A 16416-nucleotide genomic window follows, 5' to 3' on the forward strand; every position below is an offset into this window, starting at 1 on the left:
AATCGGCGGACAGTCAAATTCTTGTGGGCATAGGCCGAAGCGCAGACTGGAAATGCGCTTCTTCCCCCCACTTACATTCGCTCGTTTAAACAAATAAAAAAGCATCTCCGACTCAACCTCAGAGATGCTTTTCATCCATTCACTCTATTGCTCAGAAAGCGACAGGCTTGGGACTCCGTTCAAATCAAGCCCCTCAAACTGTCCTCTTTCGTACTTGATAAAGCCTGCTGCTGCAATCATCGCAGCGTTGTCTGTGCATAGCGAGAACGGTGGGATCACCAACGGTATTCCTTCTGCCTCGCACCTTGCCTGCAACCGCTCACGCAATCCGCGATTGGCCGCAACGCCCCCAGCCAGCAATACCTGCTTCGCTCCATGCGAACGGGCTGCCCGGATTGTCTTTTCTACGAGCACTTCTGTTACAGAGTCTTGGAAGCTCGCCGCCAGATTCGCCGGTTCGATCGTCTCTCCTCGCTGTGCTGCATTGTGCAAGGTATTGAGCACAGCTGATTTCAAGCCACTGAAGCTGAAATCGTAGGAATCTGGCTCAAGCCATGAACGAGGGAGCGGTACATTTGCCTCCCCTTCATGTGCGAGGCGATCAATATGAGGTCCGCCTGGATATGGCATATTCAGCGCTCGTGCTACTTTGTCGTAGGCTTCCCCTGCAGCGTCGTCACGCGTTTCCCCCAAAATCTCGAACTGACCATGCTCCTTCATCCAGACAAGCTCCGTATGCCCGCCCGATACGACGAGTGCGATCAGCGGAAACTCCATTTCTTGCACCAGACGATTCGCGTAAATATGGCCCGCAATATGATGGACTCCAATTAACGGGATGCCTCTGGCCATGGAAATGGCTTTTGCTGCTGCCACGCCAACTAACAGGGCTCCGACAAGCCCAGGTCCGTACGTCACCGCAATTGCCTGGATGTCATCCAACGTTTTCCCAGCCTCGGTCAGAGCCTCTTCGATGGTAAGCGTAATATTCTCTACATGTCTGCGAGAAGCCACCTCGGGCACGACTCCGCCAAACCTTTTGTGGATATCAGCTTGGGAAGCGATGACGTTCGAGAGAACCTCTCGGCCATCACGGATGACAGCAGCAGATGTCTCGTCGCAGCTGGTTTCAATTCCTAAAATATAAGTAGGGGCACCTGATTCCCTATGTGCTTCGTATTTTTGCTGTATGCGCTTCTCGTAGCGCGACGTATACGTCTTGTTCATTACAATGTCACCCACATAATGATTGCGTCCTCATTGTTATCCGAATAATATCTCTTGCGTCGCCCATGCTCTTTAAAGCCAAGCTTGATATACATGTTCCGCGCGACTGTGTTCGAAGGTCGAACTTCCAGCGTCATACTATGGGCACCCTGCAGCTTGGCAACACCCATCATTTTGATCATCAGCGCCAATCCAACCTTTTTTCCACGATAGAGTGGATGGACGGCGATATTTGTAATATGTGCCTCATCGATCACGATCCACATGCCGCAGTAGGCGATAATTCTATTTTGGTGAGCGACGACTACATAGCGTGCATTTGGATTTCTCGTCAGCTCGTTGACAAATGCATCATGCGGCCATGGAGTTGTAAAAGCCAAGCGCTCCAGCTCTGCCACAGCCCCAACGTCCTGCATCGTCATATAACGATATTCCAAATCGATTGGTTGACTCATGCTTTTACTCCTTTACGGCCCCCGCCTGCTTTTGGGCAAGCCACTTCGCTTCTGCTTCTGCCAGTTGCAAATACTCCGGAACTAGGTCATGCGCATTTCCGCCTTCTTGAAGCTTGCGTAGTGCCACATAGCCGATATGGGCAGCACGCGGGTGATTGAACGCTGGAGAAGCAAATTGCGCTTGATCCCCGAGCTCTTGCACAATCGTCTCCCGATGCAGCCTTACATCTTCACCCAAGAACAAGATCGGCTCTCCTTGCGCTAGGTCTCGCAACAGTGGCAGCCATTCTCGCAGCAGGATGATTTGTTCTGTGGACTGCGCTTGCACTTCCTCCATGCCACGGGAACGGTAACAGCCGGTATACACTTGACCTCTACGCGCATCGAACAGCGGTACAATCAATCCAGAGAAGCCTGTGGCATTCATGGCGATTACCTCCAGACTGGATACACCGATGACTGGCACATTCAGTGACCAAGCCATGCTTTTCGCAGAGGCTACGCCGATTCTCACGCCCGTGTAGGAGCCCGGACCGTTTGCCACCCCGAAGCCGCTGAGTTCCTCTGGCGCTGTTCCTGTTGCATCGAGCAGTTCACTGACGCAATCCATCAGACGCACGGAATGGTTTTTTTGCTGGTTCGTCGTCATTTCGGCCAAGACTCGCTCTTCCTCTACCACAGCTACACTTAGCACCAGATTCGATGTATCAATCGCCAGTACGCGCATCAAAATCAAACTCCTCACACAATTTCACATAACGATTCCCTTGAGGAATCAGCTCAATCACACGCTGTTCCTCTCCTTCTCTACGCAGGAAGACGGTCATCCGATCTGTTGGCAGAACGTCCTCGATTAAAGAGGCCCACTCTACGACACAGACACCTTCGCCAAAAAAGTAATCGTCCAGACCAAGAGAGTCTGGATCATCGCCTACCCGGTAGACATCCATATGATAAAGCGGCAAGCGCCCCTGATATTCTTTTATGATAGTAAAGGTCGGACTGTTCACTACTTGTCGGACTCCTAGTCCTTTGGCCAACCCCTGGGTAAAAGTCGTCTTGCCCGCTCCCAGATCCCCCTCCATCGCGAGGAAGTCACCTGGTTCAAGCAGACTTGCCAGTTGCTCGGCAAAGCGCTGCGTCTCCTGCGCTCCCGTGAGCCTCCATGTATAGCTCATCTCTTTCATCCACTCCTAAAATGGTTGAATCCCGCTTTGGGCAACGGGAGCTGTTGATCATCGCGCTGAAGCATCAATTCTGGTTCATGCCTTTTTTCTACCACCTCACCGATGACAGTAAACGGTACACCACTAGCGGCAAATTGCTTGCTTACGGCTTCGTAGTGACTTTTCGCAAGTGTTCCGACCAATTGATAATCTTCACCACCATAAAAAGCCCATTCCAGCGGATCTTTCTCTACATGCCGTGCATACTCCCGAACTTCGTCATGGATCGGTACCGTTGCAGCATCGACCAAAATCGATACGCCACTGGCCTCAGCAATCTCCCACAGCTCTGAGGCAAGTCCATCACTTACATCATTCAGCGCACTGCATGCCCCTGATTCCAGCAGCAGTCTGCCCGCCTCTATTTGGGCAACGGGACGCTGATGGGCATCCATCAATGTCTCCCAAGATGCAGAGACGCCTCTTTCAGCAGTCTCGCCTTGCAGAAGAAGATGTAGTCCTGCTGCGGAAGTTCCGACATGACCTGTTACAAAAACAAGCTGTCCAGGCTTTGCTTGTGAACGGCGAATGGCACGCCCTTTTTCTACCTCACCCAGTACGGTAATACTCAGGTGTAAGGCATCAGGCGCAGAAACGGTATCGCCACCAATGACACGAACTCCATATGCCTGACAAGCCTCGTAAATACCTTCATAGATTTGCTGGCATTCGTCAGGCGTCCATTGCGGACTTACCGCGATACTGACAAGCGCATACCGGGCAACCCCGCCCATCGCTGCTACATCGCTCACATTGCTGATAACAGCCTTATATCCGATATCACGAGGATTCATCGTTTTCTTCAAAAAATGAACCGTCTCCACCATCGCATCGCAGCAGGCCACGACTTCCATTTCTGGCGCTGGGGAGAAGACAGCGGCATCATCCCCTATCCCGACGGTCAAACCGTTCCCTTCCTGCCCCGCAGAACGACTCGTCCATTGCCGGATCAGGGAAAATTCGTCGTGTGCCACTTCAAACGCTCCTTTTCTTCGCGGAAAACATTTTTCGTCTGTTCATTATACCCCTGCTGTCAAAAGACGCGCAAGAAAGCCAACGCCTCTGGCTATTCACATCGTTAGCTCACGCAACAGCAGCTTTCCTTTGCAACGCCCGCAACGATAGCGGCTCGGATTCATCTTTCGTTTGCGTTTGTAGCTCATGCCACATTCCTTGCAAACCAACTCGTAGCGATAAGGCAGTGTCGTCCGGCCACTTCCTACCTGTTGGCAGTATCGGCTTCCCCCCACGTGACGCAGAAGCAGTTGAAAATCCCGATCAGCGTGACGGTACCCTCTCTTTTCTATGTGCAAATGATAATGGCAAAGCTCATGCTTAATGATCGCAATCAATTCCTCTACCCCATGCTCCTGCAAATGCTTCGGGTTCAATTCAATGTCATGCGAGCGCAGCAAGTACCTTCCGCCAGTCGTGCGCAATCTGCTGTTAAAGCGGGCCTGATGGCGAAAGGGCTTGGCAAAAAATTCGCTGGATATTTGCTCTACCAGCATTTGCAGTTCCGTATCGGTCATCTCATCTCCTCCGCTTCCTTCTTTTCACCATAGCAGTTCCAGTTGAAAAGTTCCAGACAGATAGGCTACACTGAGTGCAAATAAACGGTTGTGACCGTTTATTTACCGACCGCATGCGGTCATATCCTGTTTAATGAAAAACGTCTAGACGTTTTTCACAAATACACGGTAGACAGAATGGTGGAGGAGCTCATGCGCTATTTGTTGTTGCAGTCCAGTGACGGATTACAGTTTGTCTCGTTGCCCGAAACGCATATGTACCAATTAATCGCTCTATTGAAACGACTTTACAAGGAAATTGACAAATTGACGATCACAGAGCGTCCAGAATTGCCTACTGTTCTGGCAGACTGTGCAGATGTGGAACGGTTAGGAAGCGAGCTTTCAATCGTGGATGGTTTGGCATACGTCAGTGGTCTGGAGCGCCGCTTCGCTGCCTTACAAGAGACCGAGTATCCGCTCATCTCTTTATTAACAGAGATTCGTGCCTTGCAAGCCCAATTGGAGTATTTACACGAAGAAGAAGAGTAAATGAAAATTCTAGGCACCTCCTGCTCGTCTTGGCGCATACATTGCCTATAGACGAATCTCTCCAGGAGGTACTTTCATGCCACAATGGATGCGCAGGCAGTTGCAACGTGCCTTTAATGGGAAGGACGTTCGCCAAATCCGTGTGCTCAACAGTTGCTGGTTTTTATATTTAGAAAAAAATGGCGGCCGCCCTGACTGACAGGAGGCCGCCTTTTAGTTCTTTCTTATCCTTCTGTTGGGGCGATCATGGTCATCCCTACACGTTGACGTTTTTCGTCAATTTCTACTACCCATACATCTACGATATCGCCAACAGTCACCACTTCAAGTGGATGCTTCACAAAGCCCTTCTTCAAACGGGAAATGTGTACGAGTCCGTCATTTTTCAGACCGATATCCACAAACGCTCCGAAGTCGACCACGTTGCGCACAGTACCTTGCAGCTTCATGCCCACACTTAGATCGGACAGCTGGAGGACATCACTTCGCAAGAGTGGTTTTGGCAACTCGTCTCGTGGATCGCGACCAGGACGCAAGAGACTGTCTACAATGTCTTGCAGCGTAGGCTCGCCAATCCCGAGCTTCGCCGCAGTCTCTTTTACATCCAAAGACTGCACGCGTTCCTTGCAGTTCTCACTGCCGATCTCCTGAGCGCTAATGCCTAGCATCGTCAGTAGCTGGTGAGTCGCCTCGTACGATTCCGGGTGAATCGGTGTTTTATCCAGTGGATTCGCTCCATCCATCACGCGCAGAAATCCGATACACTGCTCGTACGTTTTGGCACCCAAGCGAGGAACCGCCTTTAGCTGAGAGCGCTCCGTGAACATCCCGATCTCTTCCCGTTTTTTCACGATATTCCCCGCCACTTGACGGCTGATCCCTGATACATACTGCAAAAGCGAAGGAGAAGCCGTATTCACATCTACCCCGACATGGTTTACGGCAGACTCAACCACAAACTGCAGACTGTCTGCCAGCCTCGATTGGGAAACATCATGCTGGTACTGACCAACTCCGACGGACTTTGGATCGATTTTGACCAACTCAGCGAGCGGGTCTTGCAAACGTCGCGCGATCGATGCCGCACTTCGCTCTGCTACATCTAGGTCTGGGAATTCCTCCTTGGCCAAGGCCGATGCAGAATACACGGATGCTCCTGCCTCGTTTACGATGATGTACATTACCTCTCGCTTCAGCTCTTTCAGTAGCGTGGCAATGAACTGTTCTGTCTCGCGCGAAGCAGTACCGTTCCCAATCGCGACAACCGTAACCCCATAGGTTTCGATCATCTGCTTCACTTTCACTGTGGCTTCTGCCACTTTATTGGCCGGAGGAGTCGGATAAACGACGGCAACCTCGAGCAGTTTTCCGGTTTCGTCTACAACAGCGAGCTTACAGCCTGTCCGAAACGCCGGATCTACCCCAAGGACGACTTTGCCTTTTACAGGTGGTTGAAGCAGTAAATTGCGCAGGTTTTCTGCAAAGATGTGAATAGCACGTTCCTCGGCTGCCTCTGTCAGCTCGGCGCGCACCTCTCGTTCAATAGAAGGGGCGATCAGGCGCTTATACGCGTCCTCGACTGTCAATGTCAGCAGTTCGCGGGCAACTGTATCACGCGGAATGGTGCGTTTTTGCATCCAAGCCAAAATCTCGGCGACAGGCGCTTCAATCGAAACCTTCAAAATGCCTTCGTTTTCTCCCCGATTGATGGCCAGTACCCGATGGGGAACGACCTTTTTCAGAGGCTCACTATATGCGTAATACATTTGGTATACATTTTTCTCGTCTGCTTCTTCGGCTTTTTGCTCCGTCAGAAGCAATCCTTTTTGCACGGAGCGTTGACGAACCCACTGGCGAATTTCCGGGTCATCAGACAGAATTTCCGCCACGATGTCCATTGCTCCTTGCAGAGCTTGCTCAGTCGTCTCAACGCCTTTTTCCGGGTTGATATACGGTTTTGCTTCTTCTTCCGGATTCCCGGTTTTCGGTAAACTCATGAGGTAGTTGGCAAGTGGCTCTAGTCCCTTCTCCTTAGCCATGGTTGCACGCGTGCGGCGTTTTTGGCGGTAAGGGCGGTACAGGTCCTCTACCTCTTGCAGCTTTGTCGCACGCTCAATAGCTGCGCGCAGCTCGTCCGTCAGCTTGCCTTGCTCATCGATGAGTCGAACGACTTCTTCCTTCCGCACTGACAGGTTGCGTAAATAGCGAACGCGTTCCTCAATCGCTCGAATTTGTGTTTCATCTAGCTGCCCCGTCATTTCTTTGCGGTAGCGGGCAATAAAAGGAACCGTGTTTCCTTCATCCAGGAGGGCAACCGTGCGCTCCACCTGGTGAGGTTTGACACCCGTATCTTGGGCGATCGTCTGGATCATCAACGTAAGCTCCATACCTGTCCTCCTGCGCTCATTCTTCGTCGTTTATTGTACCACATTTGCTAACAAGGACTGGAAAAAGGAAAGAAAAAAGAGGAGCCACTTGGCCCCTCTACGTCGCGGTTTCCAGCTGTTCCACTCTCAATGCTTCTCTCAGCTTGCCCAACGCCCTACGCTGAAGGCGGGATATATGCATCTGCGACATCCCCATGATGTCCCCCGCTTGCTTCTGACTCAAATTTTGATAAAAAGTTAATTGAATGATTTCTTTTTCACGGTGATCCAAAATTTGCAGGGCTCGCTCCAGCATCAGATTCTGCTCGACTGCTCCGTACCCTTCTTCCGTCGTCCCTACTAGGTCGAGTAAGGAAATGGTGTTGCCGTCCAGATCCGCTTCCAGCTCACTGTCCATAGAGAGAGAATGATAGCTGCGCCCCATCTCCAATGTCTCTAGAATCGCTTCCTCTGAAACGCCGAGGCTGTTGGCAATGTCCGCAATTTGGGGAGAACGCTGCAGCTTGATCGTGAGCTCGTCGACCACTCGTTTGATCTTGGGGCTCAGTTCCTTTACCCTGCGCGGAACATAGACACTCCAGGTCTTGTCCCGAATATAGCGCTTAATCTCACCCACGATAGTCGGAATCGCAAAGCTCTCAAATGTCCGCTCAAAGCTAGGGTCGAACCGACGAAAGGAAGCAAGCAGGCCGATTAATCCGACTTGCACGAGGTCTTCATACATGACTTGTCCGCGAACAAACTTCTTCGCTAACGATTCCACAAGAGGAGTATAGGCCCTCACCAGTTGTTCCTGTATCGTAGGATCTTTTGTTTCACCATACAGGTGGATGAGCTCCTTCAACTCCTCTGGACTATATTTCTGCTTCCGAGATTGTCCAGTCATTGCCAGCCACCCCATCCTGCCGAACATACTTGGTCATGGAGACTACTACTCCTGATTCAGAGCGAGTCTCCACCTCATCCATAAGCGTGTGAATGAGATAGAGCCCGAGCCCGCCCTCATCCAAATCCTCAAGGCTTTTCCCTGCATAAATCGGCGTCAGTTGCTCAGCAATGAGCTCATTCGAAAATCCCACGCCCTGATCGCTTACCTCGATCATCAACCGATCCTCATAAACGTGGCATTGGATATGAATGGAGCCAGGATTCTCTGTTTCCTTGTATGCATGTCTTACTACATTCGTGCATGCTTCTCCGACGGCAAGCTTGATATCCTCAATCTCTTCATAAGAAAAGCCCATACGGTTGGCTATACCGGATACAGTCAGACGTGCTACTCCCAAATACTCCGCCTTGCTTGGCAAAGTCAATTGAATCACGTCTGCCTGAGGTCGATTTGGACCCATTACTCGCTCTCTCCTTTGCGGATGGCAATATGATCGTATAAGCCAGTGATGCGAAATAGCCTTTCCACACGCGGAGACATTTTGTGCACCTCAAATGTTCTATTTCTTTGGAAGCACTCTTTCATAATCCCGATGAAAATTCCGATTCCGGTACTGTCCATGTATTCTACAGCTTCCAAATCAACCGTAATGTGATTGATGTCCGGCTTGGTGACGAGTGACATGAGTGCTTCCTTTACTTTCGGTGCTGTAAAAGCATCAATATCTCCACCAAGGACCACTCGGTGCTCAGTTTCAAGGCTCGTTGTCTGAATTAGCAGGTCCATCTGCGTCTCCCCCCGTACGTTGCTTAAGTTCTTCGAAGTACAATCATGGTGTAATCATCCAACAGGTTAAACTGGGAGAGCAGAAGCAGTCTATTGTACAGGCCGTTTGCCATCTTTTGGGCAGATTCGCCAACCTCTTTTTGCAAATGGTGTACAAGCTCTTCCCTTTGCAAATAATATCGGTTATTTTTGCATTCTGTTACACCATCCGTCAGAAGAATCAGAACATCATTCATTTCTAAACGAATCTCCTGAACCTCGTATTCACTGTTTGGGCATAAACCGAGTGCATTCCCTTGTCCTTCAAGATCGTAAAACTTTCCTTCAGCCGACCGGTACAAAAACCCTGGCTCGTGTCCTGCCATGGCATAACGGAAACAGTGTTCCTTCGCGTCGTAACTGCCAAACATCATCGTCACAAACATGCTCGGATCAATATTTCTTCCCACGATCCGGTTTATATGGTGCAGCATTTCATCGGGACCCAGCTCCATTTGTCCAAGGCTGTCTATCGCATATTTCACCATCGACATACACATCGCAGCAGGCATTCCTTTTCCGGTAATGTCTGCTATGGCGACACCAAAACGCCCTTCACTTTGCTCAATGAAGTCGTAATAGTCGCCCGAGATTTGTTTCGCAGCAATACTCACTACACCAATCTCCAGTTCTGAATAGACTGGAACCTCACTTGGCAAAAGTGATTGCTGCATTGCTTTTGCCACGGCTATTTCTGATTCCATCTGCTGATGGCGATTGCGCCAGCTATTTACGGATCGGTGCTCGTTCCCATATTCAATCATGACCTCTGTCAAAATGGAGAAGGAGGAGCGCACAAACTCTGGCACTTCCCCGAGCTGCTCAAGCGCTTGCGCATGCAAATCAGTTATTTCTTCTGGTGAAATATCTTGAGAAAGCATCCATTTGCCCAACTGCTGGGCTCCGTAAAGCTGGTCCTCCCCTTGAGCACTCAGGTAATCCCGAAGAATTTTTACATACTCTTCTTGGAAGCTCCGGGTTACCATCTATCTCATTCCTCCTTTGCTTGATCGCTCCACTTCACAACAACGACACGTGTCCCTTCCCCCAGGGTACTGTGGATCTCGAATTCATCCATCATGCGCCTGACACCCGGCAATCCGGCCCCGAGGGCACCCGAAGTCGAATAGCCATCATCTAATGCCTGGCGAATATCAGGAATCCCTGGACCGCTGTCATTTGCTGTTATTTGCAAGCCGATCATTCCTTCGCGCTCAATCGGCGAAATGGTGATCGTCCCCGTACCCGCATACAAATAGATGTTGCGAGCTAATTCAGAGATTGACGTGGCGATGCGGGACTGCGTGATCGTGCCAAAGCCAAACAGCTTCGACATATTTCGCCCCACTTGCCGCGCTGTCACGATGTCTGATTCTTGTTCTATATTGATTGTCTCAGGAGAATAGTCTGCCACAACCAAAAAAACCCCTTCCGCCTCGCTTGGTAGGTAGAAATGAGTTTTTTCTCTACCTCGAAAAATAAATCATATTGTGTCACATTTTGTCTTAAATTCTCTTTTCGAACAGTTCGATGTACACCCACGAAATCCCTGCAAATTTGACAGCAAAAAACCACTTGCTTCACTCAAGTGGCTTTTCCTATCAAATAATCTGATCTTTTTTCACACGTTAAAAATCAATGAGTCCTAAACTGATTTGCAAGGATTCATTAACCCGATCCATCATCTCGTCATCGAGATGCGTAATTTTATCAGTTAGACGTTGTTTGTCAATGGTTCGTATTTGTTCCAACAGAATAACGGAGTCACGATCAAATCCATAAGTTTTTGCGTCAATTTCCACATGCGTAGGTAGCTTCGCCTTTTGAATCTGCGCTGTAATGGCTGCGACGATGACCGTCGGACTAAATCGATTTCCAATGTCGTTTTGAATGACTAAAACAGGCCGTACGCCTCCTTGCTCAGAGCCAACGACCGGGGACAGGTCCGCGAAAAACACATCGCCACGTTTGACAATCACCAGTCACACCCCGCTAACTAAGCGGACAAGAGTATGGTCAGCCTCTTGTTCAGCGCCAAAAGCCTCCGATGCCATATTCAGATTGATCTTCGCCATCTCCATGTACCCTTTTTGCATGGTCTCACGGATTGTGCGTTTTTTTCGCTCTTTCAAATACAAATGCATCGCTTGACGAATAAACTCGCTGCGATTGGATTTTTCCTTTTGAATAACGCCATCCACTTCCTGAAGCAAGTGTTGTGGCAAGCTGATCATGATGCGTTTCGTGTTTGACTTCGACAAGACAAATCCACCTCCAACCATGACCGTAACTTCCATCCGCTATGCTGGTTCTAGAAAGAACAGCCAATATGAACAATACCATTATGTCGAATCCATTGCAAAAATATACCTACTGTGCGCTTTTTCGGTGGGAAAACGTGAGTGTAAACAATCCAAAGGTGCAGGTGAAGACTTCGTTTACCCAAAAAAGCCAGCTTTTTCGCTTAACTAGTATTCGTGTTCCACGGGAAAATTCCTGCTGATTTTCCCTGCTAGATATTTACATTTTCATGGGACGAGTGCTTCATCGTCAATGGGTGAAATACGTCCGTTACCTTCTGGTCGCGCAAATAAAGGCGCGGAATTCGGTAATTCAGCATACAAGGAACTTCGTAATTGATTGTTCCCAGCAAATCGGCAATTTCATCCAAGGCGATTTCCTCATCACCCTGCTTCCCATACAAGACGACCTCATCATTAACCGCTGCTTCTGTCGAATTCAGGCAGACCATGATTTGGTCCATGCAAACTCTGCCTGCAATCGGGTAGCGCGTGCCATTGTACAACACCTCACCGCGGTTGGACAAAAGGCGAGAATAGCCATCTGCGTATCCGATCGGCAGCGTTGCAATCCACTCATCAGGCTGTGCTCTATACGTAGCACCATAGCTGACCGTAAATGGCTCATCTGCCTTCTTCACGTGGGCAATTCTAGTCTTGAGCGACAGCGCGGGGGCAAGAATAACATCCGCACGTTCTTTCATGTACAAAGAAGGATACAATCCGTATAAACCTATGCCTAAACGAATCGTATCATACCCCCAATCGGGAAATGCGATAGCCGCAGCCGTATTGCAGCAATGTACGGTCGGCAATGTTTTATCTGCTTCACGCAGTGCTTGCAAAAAGGATTGAAACAAGTCGTGTTGTCGTCGCACATGGGTTGTATCTGGTTCATCCGCGCAGGCAAAATGCGTAAAAATGCCTGTCCACTTAAGCTTCGAGCATTCTTCAAGGGCACCTACAACCGCAAGCAAATCTTCCTTTGTCCGAACGCCCAAACGTCCCATCCCCGTATCGGTCTTCACATGAATCCCAACAGGCTTGTGATCGTTTTTCTGAAGAATGTCGTTCGCTTCCGTGATCCATTCGACGCTGTAAGCAGTTAACTCCACTTCCAGCTCGCTTGCAGTGACAATGGACTCGACAGGTGTGTATCCCAACACTAAAATCGGTGCTGTGATGCCTGCCCTCCGCAAAATAAGCGCTTCATCGAGCAATGCGACTGCAAGTGAATCTGCACCGCTTGCCAACGCTTCTTTTCCAACATGGACAGCACCATGACCATACCCGTCTGCTTTCACAACAGCCATAATACCCGTTTTTTTTGGTAAATGGCGTTTGAATGTCTCGAGGTTCGCCCGGATGGCATCCAAATCAACCTCTACCCAAGTGTCACGACAAAACGATTTCATTCCTATCTCCTCTTGTTCCCTTTTTTATAGTAAAACAAGCGTTCATTCAAATGACTGAGAAATTGCCTAGAAACCATCAGGGATTCCTTTTTGCCGCCTACGAGATAAAAATGACGGCCTTCATAAATTTGCTCGACTTCAGACAGCGGGTAGCTCTTTTCCTGTCCTGACAAGGAGATAATCAGGTGGGTCTTGGTCAGCTTGTACACCGGACGTAATACCGATTTGTACATAAACGGAGACAATCCAACAACAGCAATGGCAATGGCGAAAACAAGCACCTTGAATCTCGTGTCATTGGTCGGGAAAAATTGAGCGAGAATCATCATCCCCAGCACAAACATGACAGTCTCGTTAATGCGCATTTTCCAGCTTTTTCGCAGGAGCATGTCTTTGTAGGTCGATGCTTCCTGGTACAAAACTTCGTTAGACGGTTTCTTCATGTAAAGCATGCCACCTCATTCAATAAGTTACTCTGAATGTATCGTGTTTTCCCGCTGTGTGTCAATTCGCGGATTGTCCTTTCACCTCATTCGCACGTTGGTTTTTATGTACAAATCGACGCTCATCGACCAATCCCGAGAAAATAGAAAAGCAGATGGGAGTAACTCCCACCTGCCTGACTTTTCTACATGGTTTCCTTCTGGTCCTTTTTCTCTTTTTCATGTCTTGGGAAAACGACTTTTTCAAAGCTGCCATCCACCATTTTTTGCACCATCGCAGTCAATTCCTCGCTGCGCTTGTCAGCTTGCTCCTGTGTGAGCTTGCCTGCCTTAACTGCTTCTTTTAGCTTGGCTTCGTGCTGACCTGCCAAGAGTTTGATAACGTCATCCACTTCTACGCCTTGCTCCTTGGCAATAGTCGCCAACGATTTTCCTGCTTTTTGCTCTTCTTTCAGCTTATCTGCGTCCAGCTTGAGGAGGGACAGCAGTTCTTCATTTTTCTCGATACCCATTCCTTTACCTGGTCCACGGCCATGATGCGTATTTTGCACCATTTCTTTTACTCGTTCGCTCGCTTTTTCATTCATCTTGTCGGCTTGCTCCTGAGTGAGCTTGCCTGCCGCTACTGCCTCTTTCAGCTTGGTTTCCTGTTGTTTTACCAACAGAGCCACCAGATCATCCACAGATACGCCTTGAGCCTCTGCGATTGTAGCCAGCGATTTGTCGGCTTTCAGTTCTTCTTGGAGTTTATCGGCATCCAGCTTCAAGAGAGACAACAGTTCTTCGTTTTTCTCAAAGCCACCGATGAAGCCTCCTCTGCCGAAGCCTTTATCCGGTTTCGAGTTTTCTACCTGTTCTTTTACGCGGTCGCTCAGATTTTCAGACAGCTTATCTGCCTGCTCCTGCGTGAGCTTGCCTGCTGTTACTGCTTCCTTCAGTTTGGCCTCTTGCTGGTCAACCAGAAGTGCCACGACATCTGCGGTGTCAACTCCTTGGGCTTGTGCAATCGCTGCGAGTGTTTTCCCTGCCGCAAGCTCTTCTTTCAGCTTGTCAGCATCCAGCTTTAACAGCGAGAGCAGCTCTTTATTTTCTTTGAAGCCCACCCCACCGTGGTGGCCCATCTTGCCGGTTTTGAATTTTACTTCTACGGGTTTATTCAATGAAGATGGTTTTGCTGAATCGGCTGCCATTGCTCCGCCCATGCTACCCAGACTCAAAACTACTGCCATCGTACCCATCAGCATTCCCATTTTCGTTTTGCTAAACATATACACTCAACCCTTTCGTCTATGCTCGTGTAGTGTGCTTGTTCTTTGTTACAAGACCAAGTGTACATGGGTATTTTTAGATTCCCGTTTGAGAAAAAAGGAAAACTTGAGGGAAAATCGTAGAAAACTATGTCAACATAGTGGAGGAAAAGAAAAAGCACAGTTCTCTTCGACTCTGACACGCCAACGGTGGTGATGGACTGTCCGTCTCCACTTCAAAAAGAGGACCGTCGAGCCAAAGCCACCCTACGGGCGGAAGTTTCTCAGGGAAGAAGTGTTCGACAAGCGTGGTCCTCTTTTTGAAGTTCCGACTGGGTAGGCGTTGTCAAGGTCTGCGAGCCCTGTGCTTTTTCTTTTCGCCAGCTTTTTTCATTCATCGCTCCCTTTAAAACTTGGGAAGATCATCCATTGAGTATCAACTGGGGGGATTTTTCTTAATTAGTAGAACAAAGCCGCTTGGGAAGAAGTGCATTTCCAGTCCAAGCGCCTCTGGAGCCCACCTAAGCGTAGGATTGAATGTCGGGGAATTTCAGCTTCACTTATGAACTACTTCATCGAAACTTCTACGTTTGAAGCGCTCCCGACATTCAATCCGGAGCGGACAGTCTAACCCCTTGCAGGGCGTAGGCCGAAGCGTAGACTGGAAATGCGCTTCTTCCCCTCCACTACAGCCACTTTCTAATGCGAAAACAAAAGAGGACGGCATTTACCGTCCCCTCTCCCACGCTTTTATTTCGCGCTGAGGCCATATGTCGACTGTGCGACATTCACCATTTCTTCCTCAGGAAGATCCCCCGCGATTGTATATTCGATGCCGTCGAGCTCCCACGTCAGAAGTCGCTGATTTTCACCTGTCTGCGCAAGCACACCAACCGTAAAGCCGAGGTTCACAGGCATACCTTGCTCATACGATACAGATGCTGCTGTCGGGCGACCCTCGATTACCTTGTAGTTGTAGGTCCCTTTGTAGGTTAAGATAACCTTTCTCTCTCCATCACGGGTGACTGGCTCGATATCTCCTTGCTTAACCCCTTCTGGCATATACGTAGGGACGATAACACCGAATTGGCTGTTCGGTTGTTTTACGACCTGTCCATTTGTTTGCGCCATTGTTGGGATTGTTGTCAACGAGCTTGTTGTCATATTGCGCTCTTTGTCAAAGGCGTCTTTGTCAAACATAGGGTTGAACGAAAAATCAGTGAAATCAATTCGTACGAGCGGATTCATGCTAGCATCCATAATTTCGGCGTGCGTTGGTTTGAAATCTTCTGTCAGCCAAATTTTTTGCTTGGTCAAAGAACGATTGCCGCTGTAGTTCGCTTTCACTTCGAATACATACTGTTTTTCTTCCATCTTCATTTGGCGCTCTGTGTCATCAATAATGCTCTTGGCCAGCGTTTCGTATAGATATAACGGTCCGTTGTTCTCAGGCCAGCCACTTTGGAAGCGGAAGCTCTTGTTCAGATGCGGGGTCAGTACAAAGACTCCTTCATTGTTTCGCAAGATGATTTGTGTAATGCCACGCTGCTTCGAGGTGAGAGCTACCCGATAGTTGGTTGGCTTTTCATACCAGACCTGAACATCGTACTCCATGGGGGTAGAGCCTGTCTGCATGGTCAAAACTGCCTGAGACTTGTACCCAGTCATTTTTCCCAACGCACCGTTCAGGTCGCTCACCACATCTTCTGGTGTTTTCTGACCGAAACAACCGCCGAGGAACAGGGTGAAAACCAACAATAACACCAGTGGTAAAGCTACCCGTTTCATTCAATGAACTCCTCCTTGTCAATATTTTCGACAAAGAAGGGCATCCCTGTCTATTTCCTGGGAAATCTGTCAGTCTCTCGCCCATGCAGCGCACATCGTGTCAATGGTTGCAAATGGTTACGAAGTTGGCGACATATCGCTTGGATCGGCT

Annotated in this window: 20 protein-coding genes; 2 read left to right on the forward strand and 18 right to left on the reverse strand. The window is 49.1% G+C overall.

The annotated features are described in order from the left end of the window. Window positions 1-144: 144 nt before the first annotated feature. From tsaD to HPY31_RS24035, 6 genes are all read right to left on the reverse strand, one after another. Window positions 145-1227 (reverse strand): tRNA (adenosine(37)-N6)-threonylcarbamoyltransferase complex transferase subunit TsaD, encoded by a 1083-nt coding sequence (tsaD, locus tag HPY31_RS24010; protein ID WP_172142750.1) that lies wholly within the window; start codon window positions 1225-1227, stop codon window positions 145-147. Beyond that, window positions 1227-1682, reverse strand: coding sequence for a ribosomal protein S18-alanine N-acetyltransferase (gene rimI / locus HPY31_RS24015; protein WP_012684257.1), 456 nt, complete (start codon window positions 1680-1682; stop codon window positions 1227-1229). Before rimI ends, tsaD begins: the two co-directional genes overlap by 1 nt. A 4-nt stretch (window positions 1683-1686) precedes the next feature. Further along, complete coding sequence (gene tsaB, locus HPY31_RS24020; RefSeq protein ID WP_172142863.1) at window positions 1687-2409, reverse strand: tRNA (adenosine(37)-N6)-threonylcarbamoyltransferase complex dimerization subunit type 1 TsaB; 723 nt, start codon at window positions 2407-2409, stop codon at window positions 1687-1689. Then, entirely contained in the window at window positions 2390-2860 is a 471-nt protein-coding gene (gene tsaE / locus HPY31_RS24025; protein ID WP_172142751.1) for a tRNA (adenosine(37)-N6)-threonylcarbamoyltransferase complex ATPase subunit type 1 TsaE, read from the reverse strand. The genes tsaB and tsaE overlap by 20 nt, the downstream gene beginning before the upstream one ends. A gap of 5 nt (window positions 2861-2865) precedes the next feature. Further along, entirely contained in the window at window positions 2866-3882 is a 1017-nt protein-coding gene (thiL, locus tag HPY31_RS24030; RefSeq protein WP_172142752.1) for a thiamine-phosphate kinase, read from the reverse strand. 96 nt (window positions 3883-3978) lie between these two features. Beyond that, entirely contained in the window at window positions 3979-4440 is a 462-nt protein-coding gene (locus HPY31_RS24035; protein WP_012684253.1) for a SprT family protein, read from the reverse strand. Window positions 4441-4632: 192 nt separating this feature from the next. Between HPY31_RS24035 and HPY31_RS24040 the strand changes: the two genes are divergently transcribed. Continuing rightward, window positions 4633-4971 carry a hydrolase/acyltransferase gene (locus HPY31_RS24040; RefSeq protein ID WP_087345512.1) on the forward strand — a complete coding sequence of 113 codons (339 nt, stop codon included), beginning with the start codon at window positions 4633-4635 and terminating at the stop codon, window positions 4969-4971. Between the two features lie 76 nt (window positions 4972-5047). Beyond that, entirely contained in the window at window positions 5048-5170 is a 123-nt protein-coding gene (gene cmpA, locus HPY31_RS24045; protein WP_012684250.1) for a cortex morphogenetic protein CmpA, read from the forward strand. A gap of 25 nt (window positions 5171-5195) precedes the next feature. On the opposite strand, the gene HPY31_RS24050 is transcribed toward cmpA, so the two are convergent. From HPY31_RS24050 to HPY31_RS24105, 12 genes are all read right to left on the reverse strand, one after another. Further along, window positions 5196-7358 (reverse strand): Tex family protein, encoded by a 2163-nt coding sequence (locus HPY31_RS24050; RefSeq protein ID WP_172142753.1) that lies wholly within the window; start codon window positions 7356-7358, stop codon window positions 5196-5198. A gap of 97 nt (window positions 7359-7455) precedes the next feature. After that, window positions 7456-8244, reverse strand: a complete 789-nt coding sequence (gene sigB / locus HPY31_RS24055; RefSeq protein WP_172142754.1) for an RNA polymerase sigma factor SigB — start codon at window positions 8242-8244, stop codon at window positions 7456-7458. Then, window positions 8213-8707: an anti-sigma B factor RsbW gene (gene rsbW, locus HPY31_RS24060; RefSeq protein ID WP_012684247.1), complete on the reverse strand. Its 495-nt coding sequence runs from the start codon at window positions 8705-8707 to the stop codon at window positions 8213-8215. Before rsbW ends, sigB begins: the two co-directional genes overlap by 32 nt. Beyond that, a complete protein-coding gene (locus tag HPY31_RS24065; RefSeq protein ID WP_172142755.1) occupies window positions 8707-9033 on the reverse strand; it encodes an anti-sigma factor antagonist in 327 nt (108 codons plus the stop codon). The genes rsbW and HPY31_RS24065 overlap by 1 nt, the downstream gene beginning before the upstream one ends. A 23-nt stretch (window positions 9034-9056) precedes the next feature. Continuing rightward, window positions 9057-10058: a PP2C family protein-serine/threonine phosphatase gene (locus tag HPY31_RS24070; RefSeq protein ID WP_172142756.1), complete on the reverse strand. Its 1002-nt coding sequence runs from the start codon at window positions 10056-10058 to the stop codon at window positions 9057-9059. Between the two features lie 5 nt (window positions 10059-10063). Further along, a complete protein-coding gene (locus HPY31_RS24075) occupies window positions 10064-10492 on the reverse strand; it encodes an anti-sigma regulatory factor (protein ID WP_016740786.1) in 429 nt (142 codons plus the stop codon). A gap of 208 nt (window positions 10493-10700) precedes the next feature. Then, window positions 10701-11051, reverse strand: coding sequence for a type II toxin-antitoxin system PemK/MazF family toxin (locus HPY31_RS24080; RefSeq protein ID WP_005830205.1), 351 nt, complete (start codon window positions 11049-11051; stop codon window positions 10701-10703). A 3-nt stretch (window positions 11052-11054) separates the two neighbouring features. Then, the gene (locus HPY31_RS24085; protein ID WP_016740787.1) at window positions 11055-11354 is read right to left on the reverse strand and encodes a CopG family ribbon-helix-helix protein; all 300 of its coding nucleotides are present in this window, start codon (window positions 11352-11354) and stop codon (window positions 11055-11057) included. A gap of 230 nt (window positions 11355-11584) precedes the next feature. Next, window positions 11585-12787 (reverse strand): alanine racemase, encoded by a 1203-nt coding sequence (alr, locus tag HPY31_RS24090; RefSeq protein WP_172142757.1) that lies wholly within the window; start codon window positions 12785-12787, stop codon window positions 11585-11587. A gap of 2 nt (window positions 12788-12789) precedes the next feature. Continuing rightward, entirely contained in the window at window positions 12790-13230 is a 441-nt protein-coding gene (locus HPY31_RS24095; protein WP_012684242.1) for a hypothetical protein, read from the reverse strand. A gap of 185 nt (window positions 13231-13415) precedes the next feature. Continuing rightward, the gene (locus HPY31_RS24100) at window positions 13416-14498 is read right to left on the reverse strand and encodes a hypothetical protein (RefSeq protein WP_172142758.1); all 1083 of its coding nucleotides are present in this window, start codon (window positions 14496-14498) and stop codon (window positions 13416-13418) included. Window positions 14499-15227: 729 nt separating this feature from the next. After that, window positions 15228-16265, reverse strand: a complete 1038-nt coding sequence (locus HPY31_RS24105; RefSeq protein ID WP_012684239.1) for an outer membrane lipoprotein-sorting protein — start codon at window positions 16263-16265, stop codon at window positions 15228-15230. Between the last annotated feature and the right edge of the window lie 151 nt (window positions 16266-16416).

This window comes from Brevibacillus sp. HB1.3, assembly GCF_013186635.1.
Lineage (GTDB): Bacteria > Bacillota > Bacilli > Brevibacillales > Brevibacillaceae > Brevibacillus > Brevibacillus brevis_D.

What these genes read in the sequence shown, in the direction of transcription:
- HPY31_RS24065 (WP_172142755.1), bottom strand. Translation starts at nt 9,033, where the DNA reads ATGGACCTGCTAATTCAGACAACGAGCCTTGAAACTGAGCACCGAGTG.
- HPY31_RS24105 (WP_012684239.1), bottom strand. Translation starts at nt 16,265, where the DNA reads ATGAAACGGGTAGCTTTACCACTGGTGTTATTGTTGGTTTTCACCCTG.
- tsaD (WP_172142750.1), bottom strand. Translation starts at nt 1,227, where the DNA reads ATGAACAAGACGTATACGTCGCGCTACGAGAAGCGCATACAGCAAAAA.
- HPY31_RS24095 (WP_012684242.1), bottom strand. Translation starts at nt 13,230, where the DNA reads ATGAAGAAACCGTCTAACGAAGTTTTGTACCAGGAAGCATCGACCTAC.
- HPY31_RS24035 (WP_012684253.1), bottom strand. Translation starts at nt 4,440, where the DNA reads ATGACCGATACGGAACTGCAAATGCTGGTAGAGCAAATATCCAGCGAA.
- HPY31_RS24100 (WP_172142758.1), bottom strand. Translation starts at nt 14,498, where the DNA reads ATGTTTAGCAAAACGAAAATGGGAATGCTGATGGGTACGATGGCAGTA.
- HPY31_RS24070 (WP_172142756.1), bottom strand. Translation starts at nt 10,058, where the DNA reads ATGGTAACCCGGAGCTTCCAAGAAGAGTATGTAAAAATTCTTCGGGAT.
- tsaE (WP_172142751.1), bottom strand. Translation starts at nt 2,860, where the DNA reads ATGAGCTATACATGGAGGCTCACGGGAGCGCAGGAGACGCAGCGCTTT.
- tsaB (WP_172142863.1), bottom strand. Translation starts at nt 2,409, where the DNA reads ATGCGCGTACTGGCGATTGATACATCGAATCTGGTGCTAAGTGTAGCT.
- rimI (WP_012684257.1), bottom strand. Translation starts at nt 1,682, where the DNA reads ATGAGTCAACCAATCGATTTGGAATATCGTTATATGACGATGCAGGAC.
- cmpA (WP_012684250.1), top strand. Translation starts at nt 5,048, where the DNA reads ATGCCACAATGGATGCGCAGGCAGTTGCAACGTGCCTTTAATGGGAAG.
- HPY31_RS24050 (WP_172142753.1), bottom strand. Translation starts at nt 7,358, where the DNA reads ATGGAGCTTACGTTGATGATCCAGACGATCGCCCAAGATACGGGTGTC.
- alr (WP_172142757.1), bottom strand. Translation starts at nt 12,787, where the DNA reads ATGAAATCGTTTTGTCGTGACACTTGGGTAGAGGTTGATTTGGATGCC.
- sigB (WP_172142754.1), bottom strand. Translation starts at nt 8,244, where the DNA reads ATGACTGGACAATCTCGGAAGCAGAAATATAGTCCAGAGGAGTTGAAG.
- HPY31_RS24085 (WP_016740787.1), bottom strand. Translation starts at nt 11,354, where the DNA reads ATGGTTGGAGGTGGATTTGTCTTGTCGAAGTCAAACACGAAACGCATC.
- rsbW (WP_012684247.1), bottom strand. Translation starts at nt 8,707, where the DNA reads ATGGGTCCAAATCGACCTCAGGCAGACGTGATTCAATTGACTTTGCCA.
- HPY31_RS24040 (WP_087345512.1), top strand. Translation starts at nt 4,633, where the DNA reads ATGCGCTATTTGTTGTTGCAGTCCAGTGACGGATTACAGTTTGTCTCG.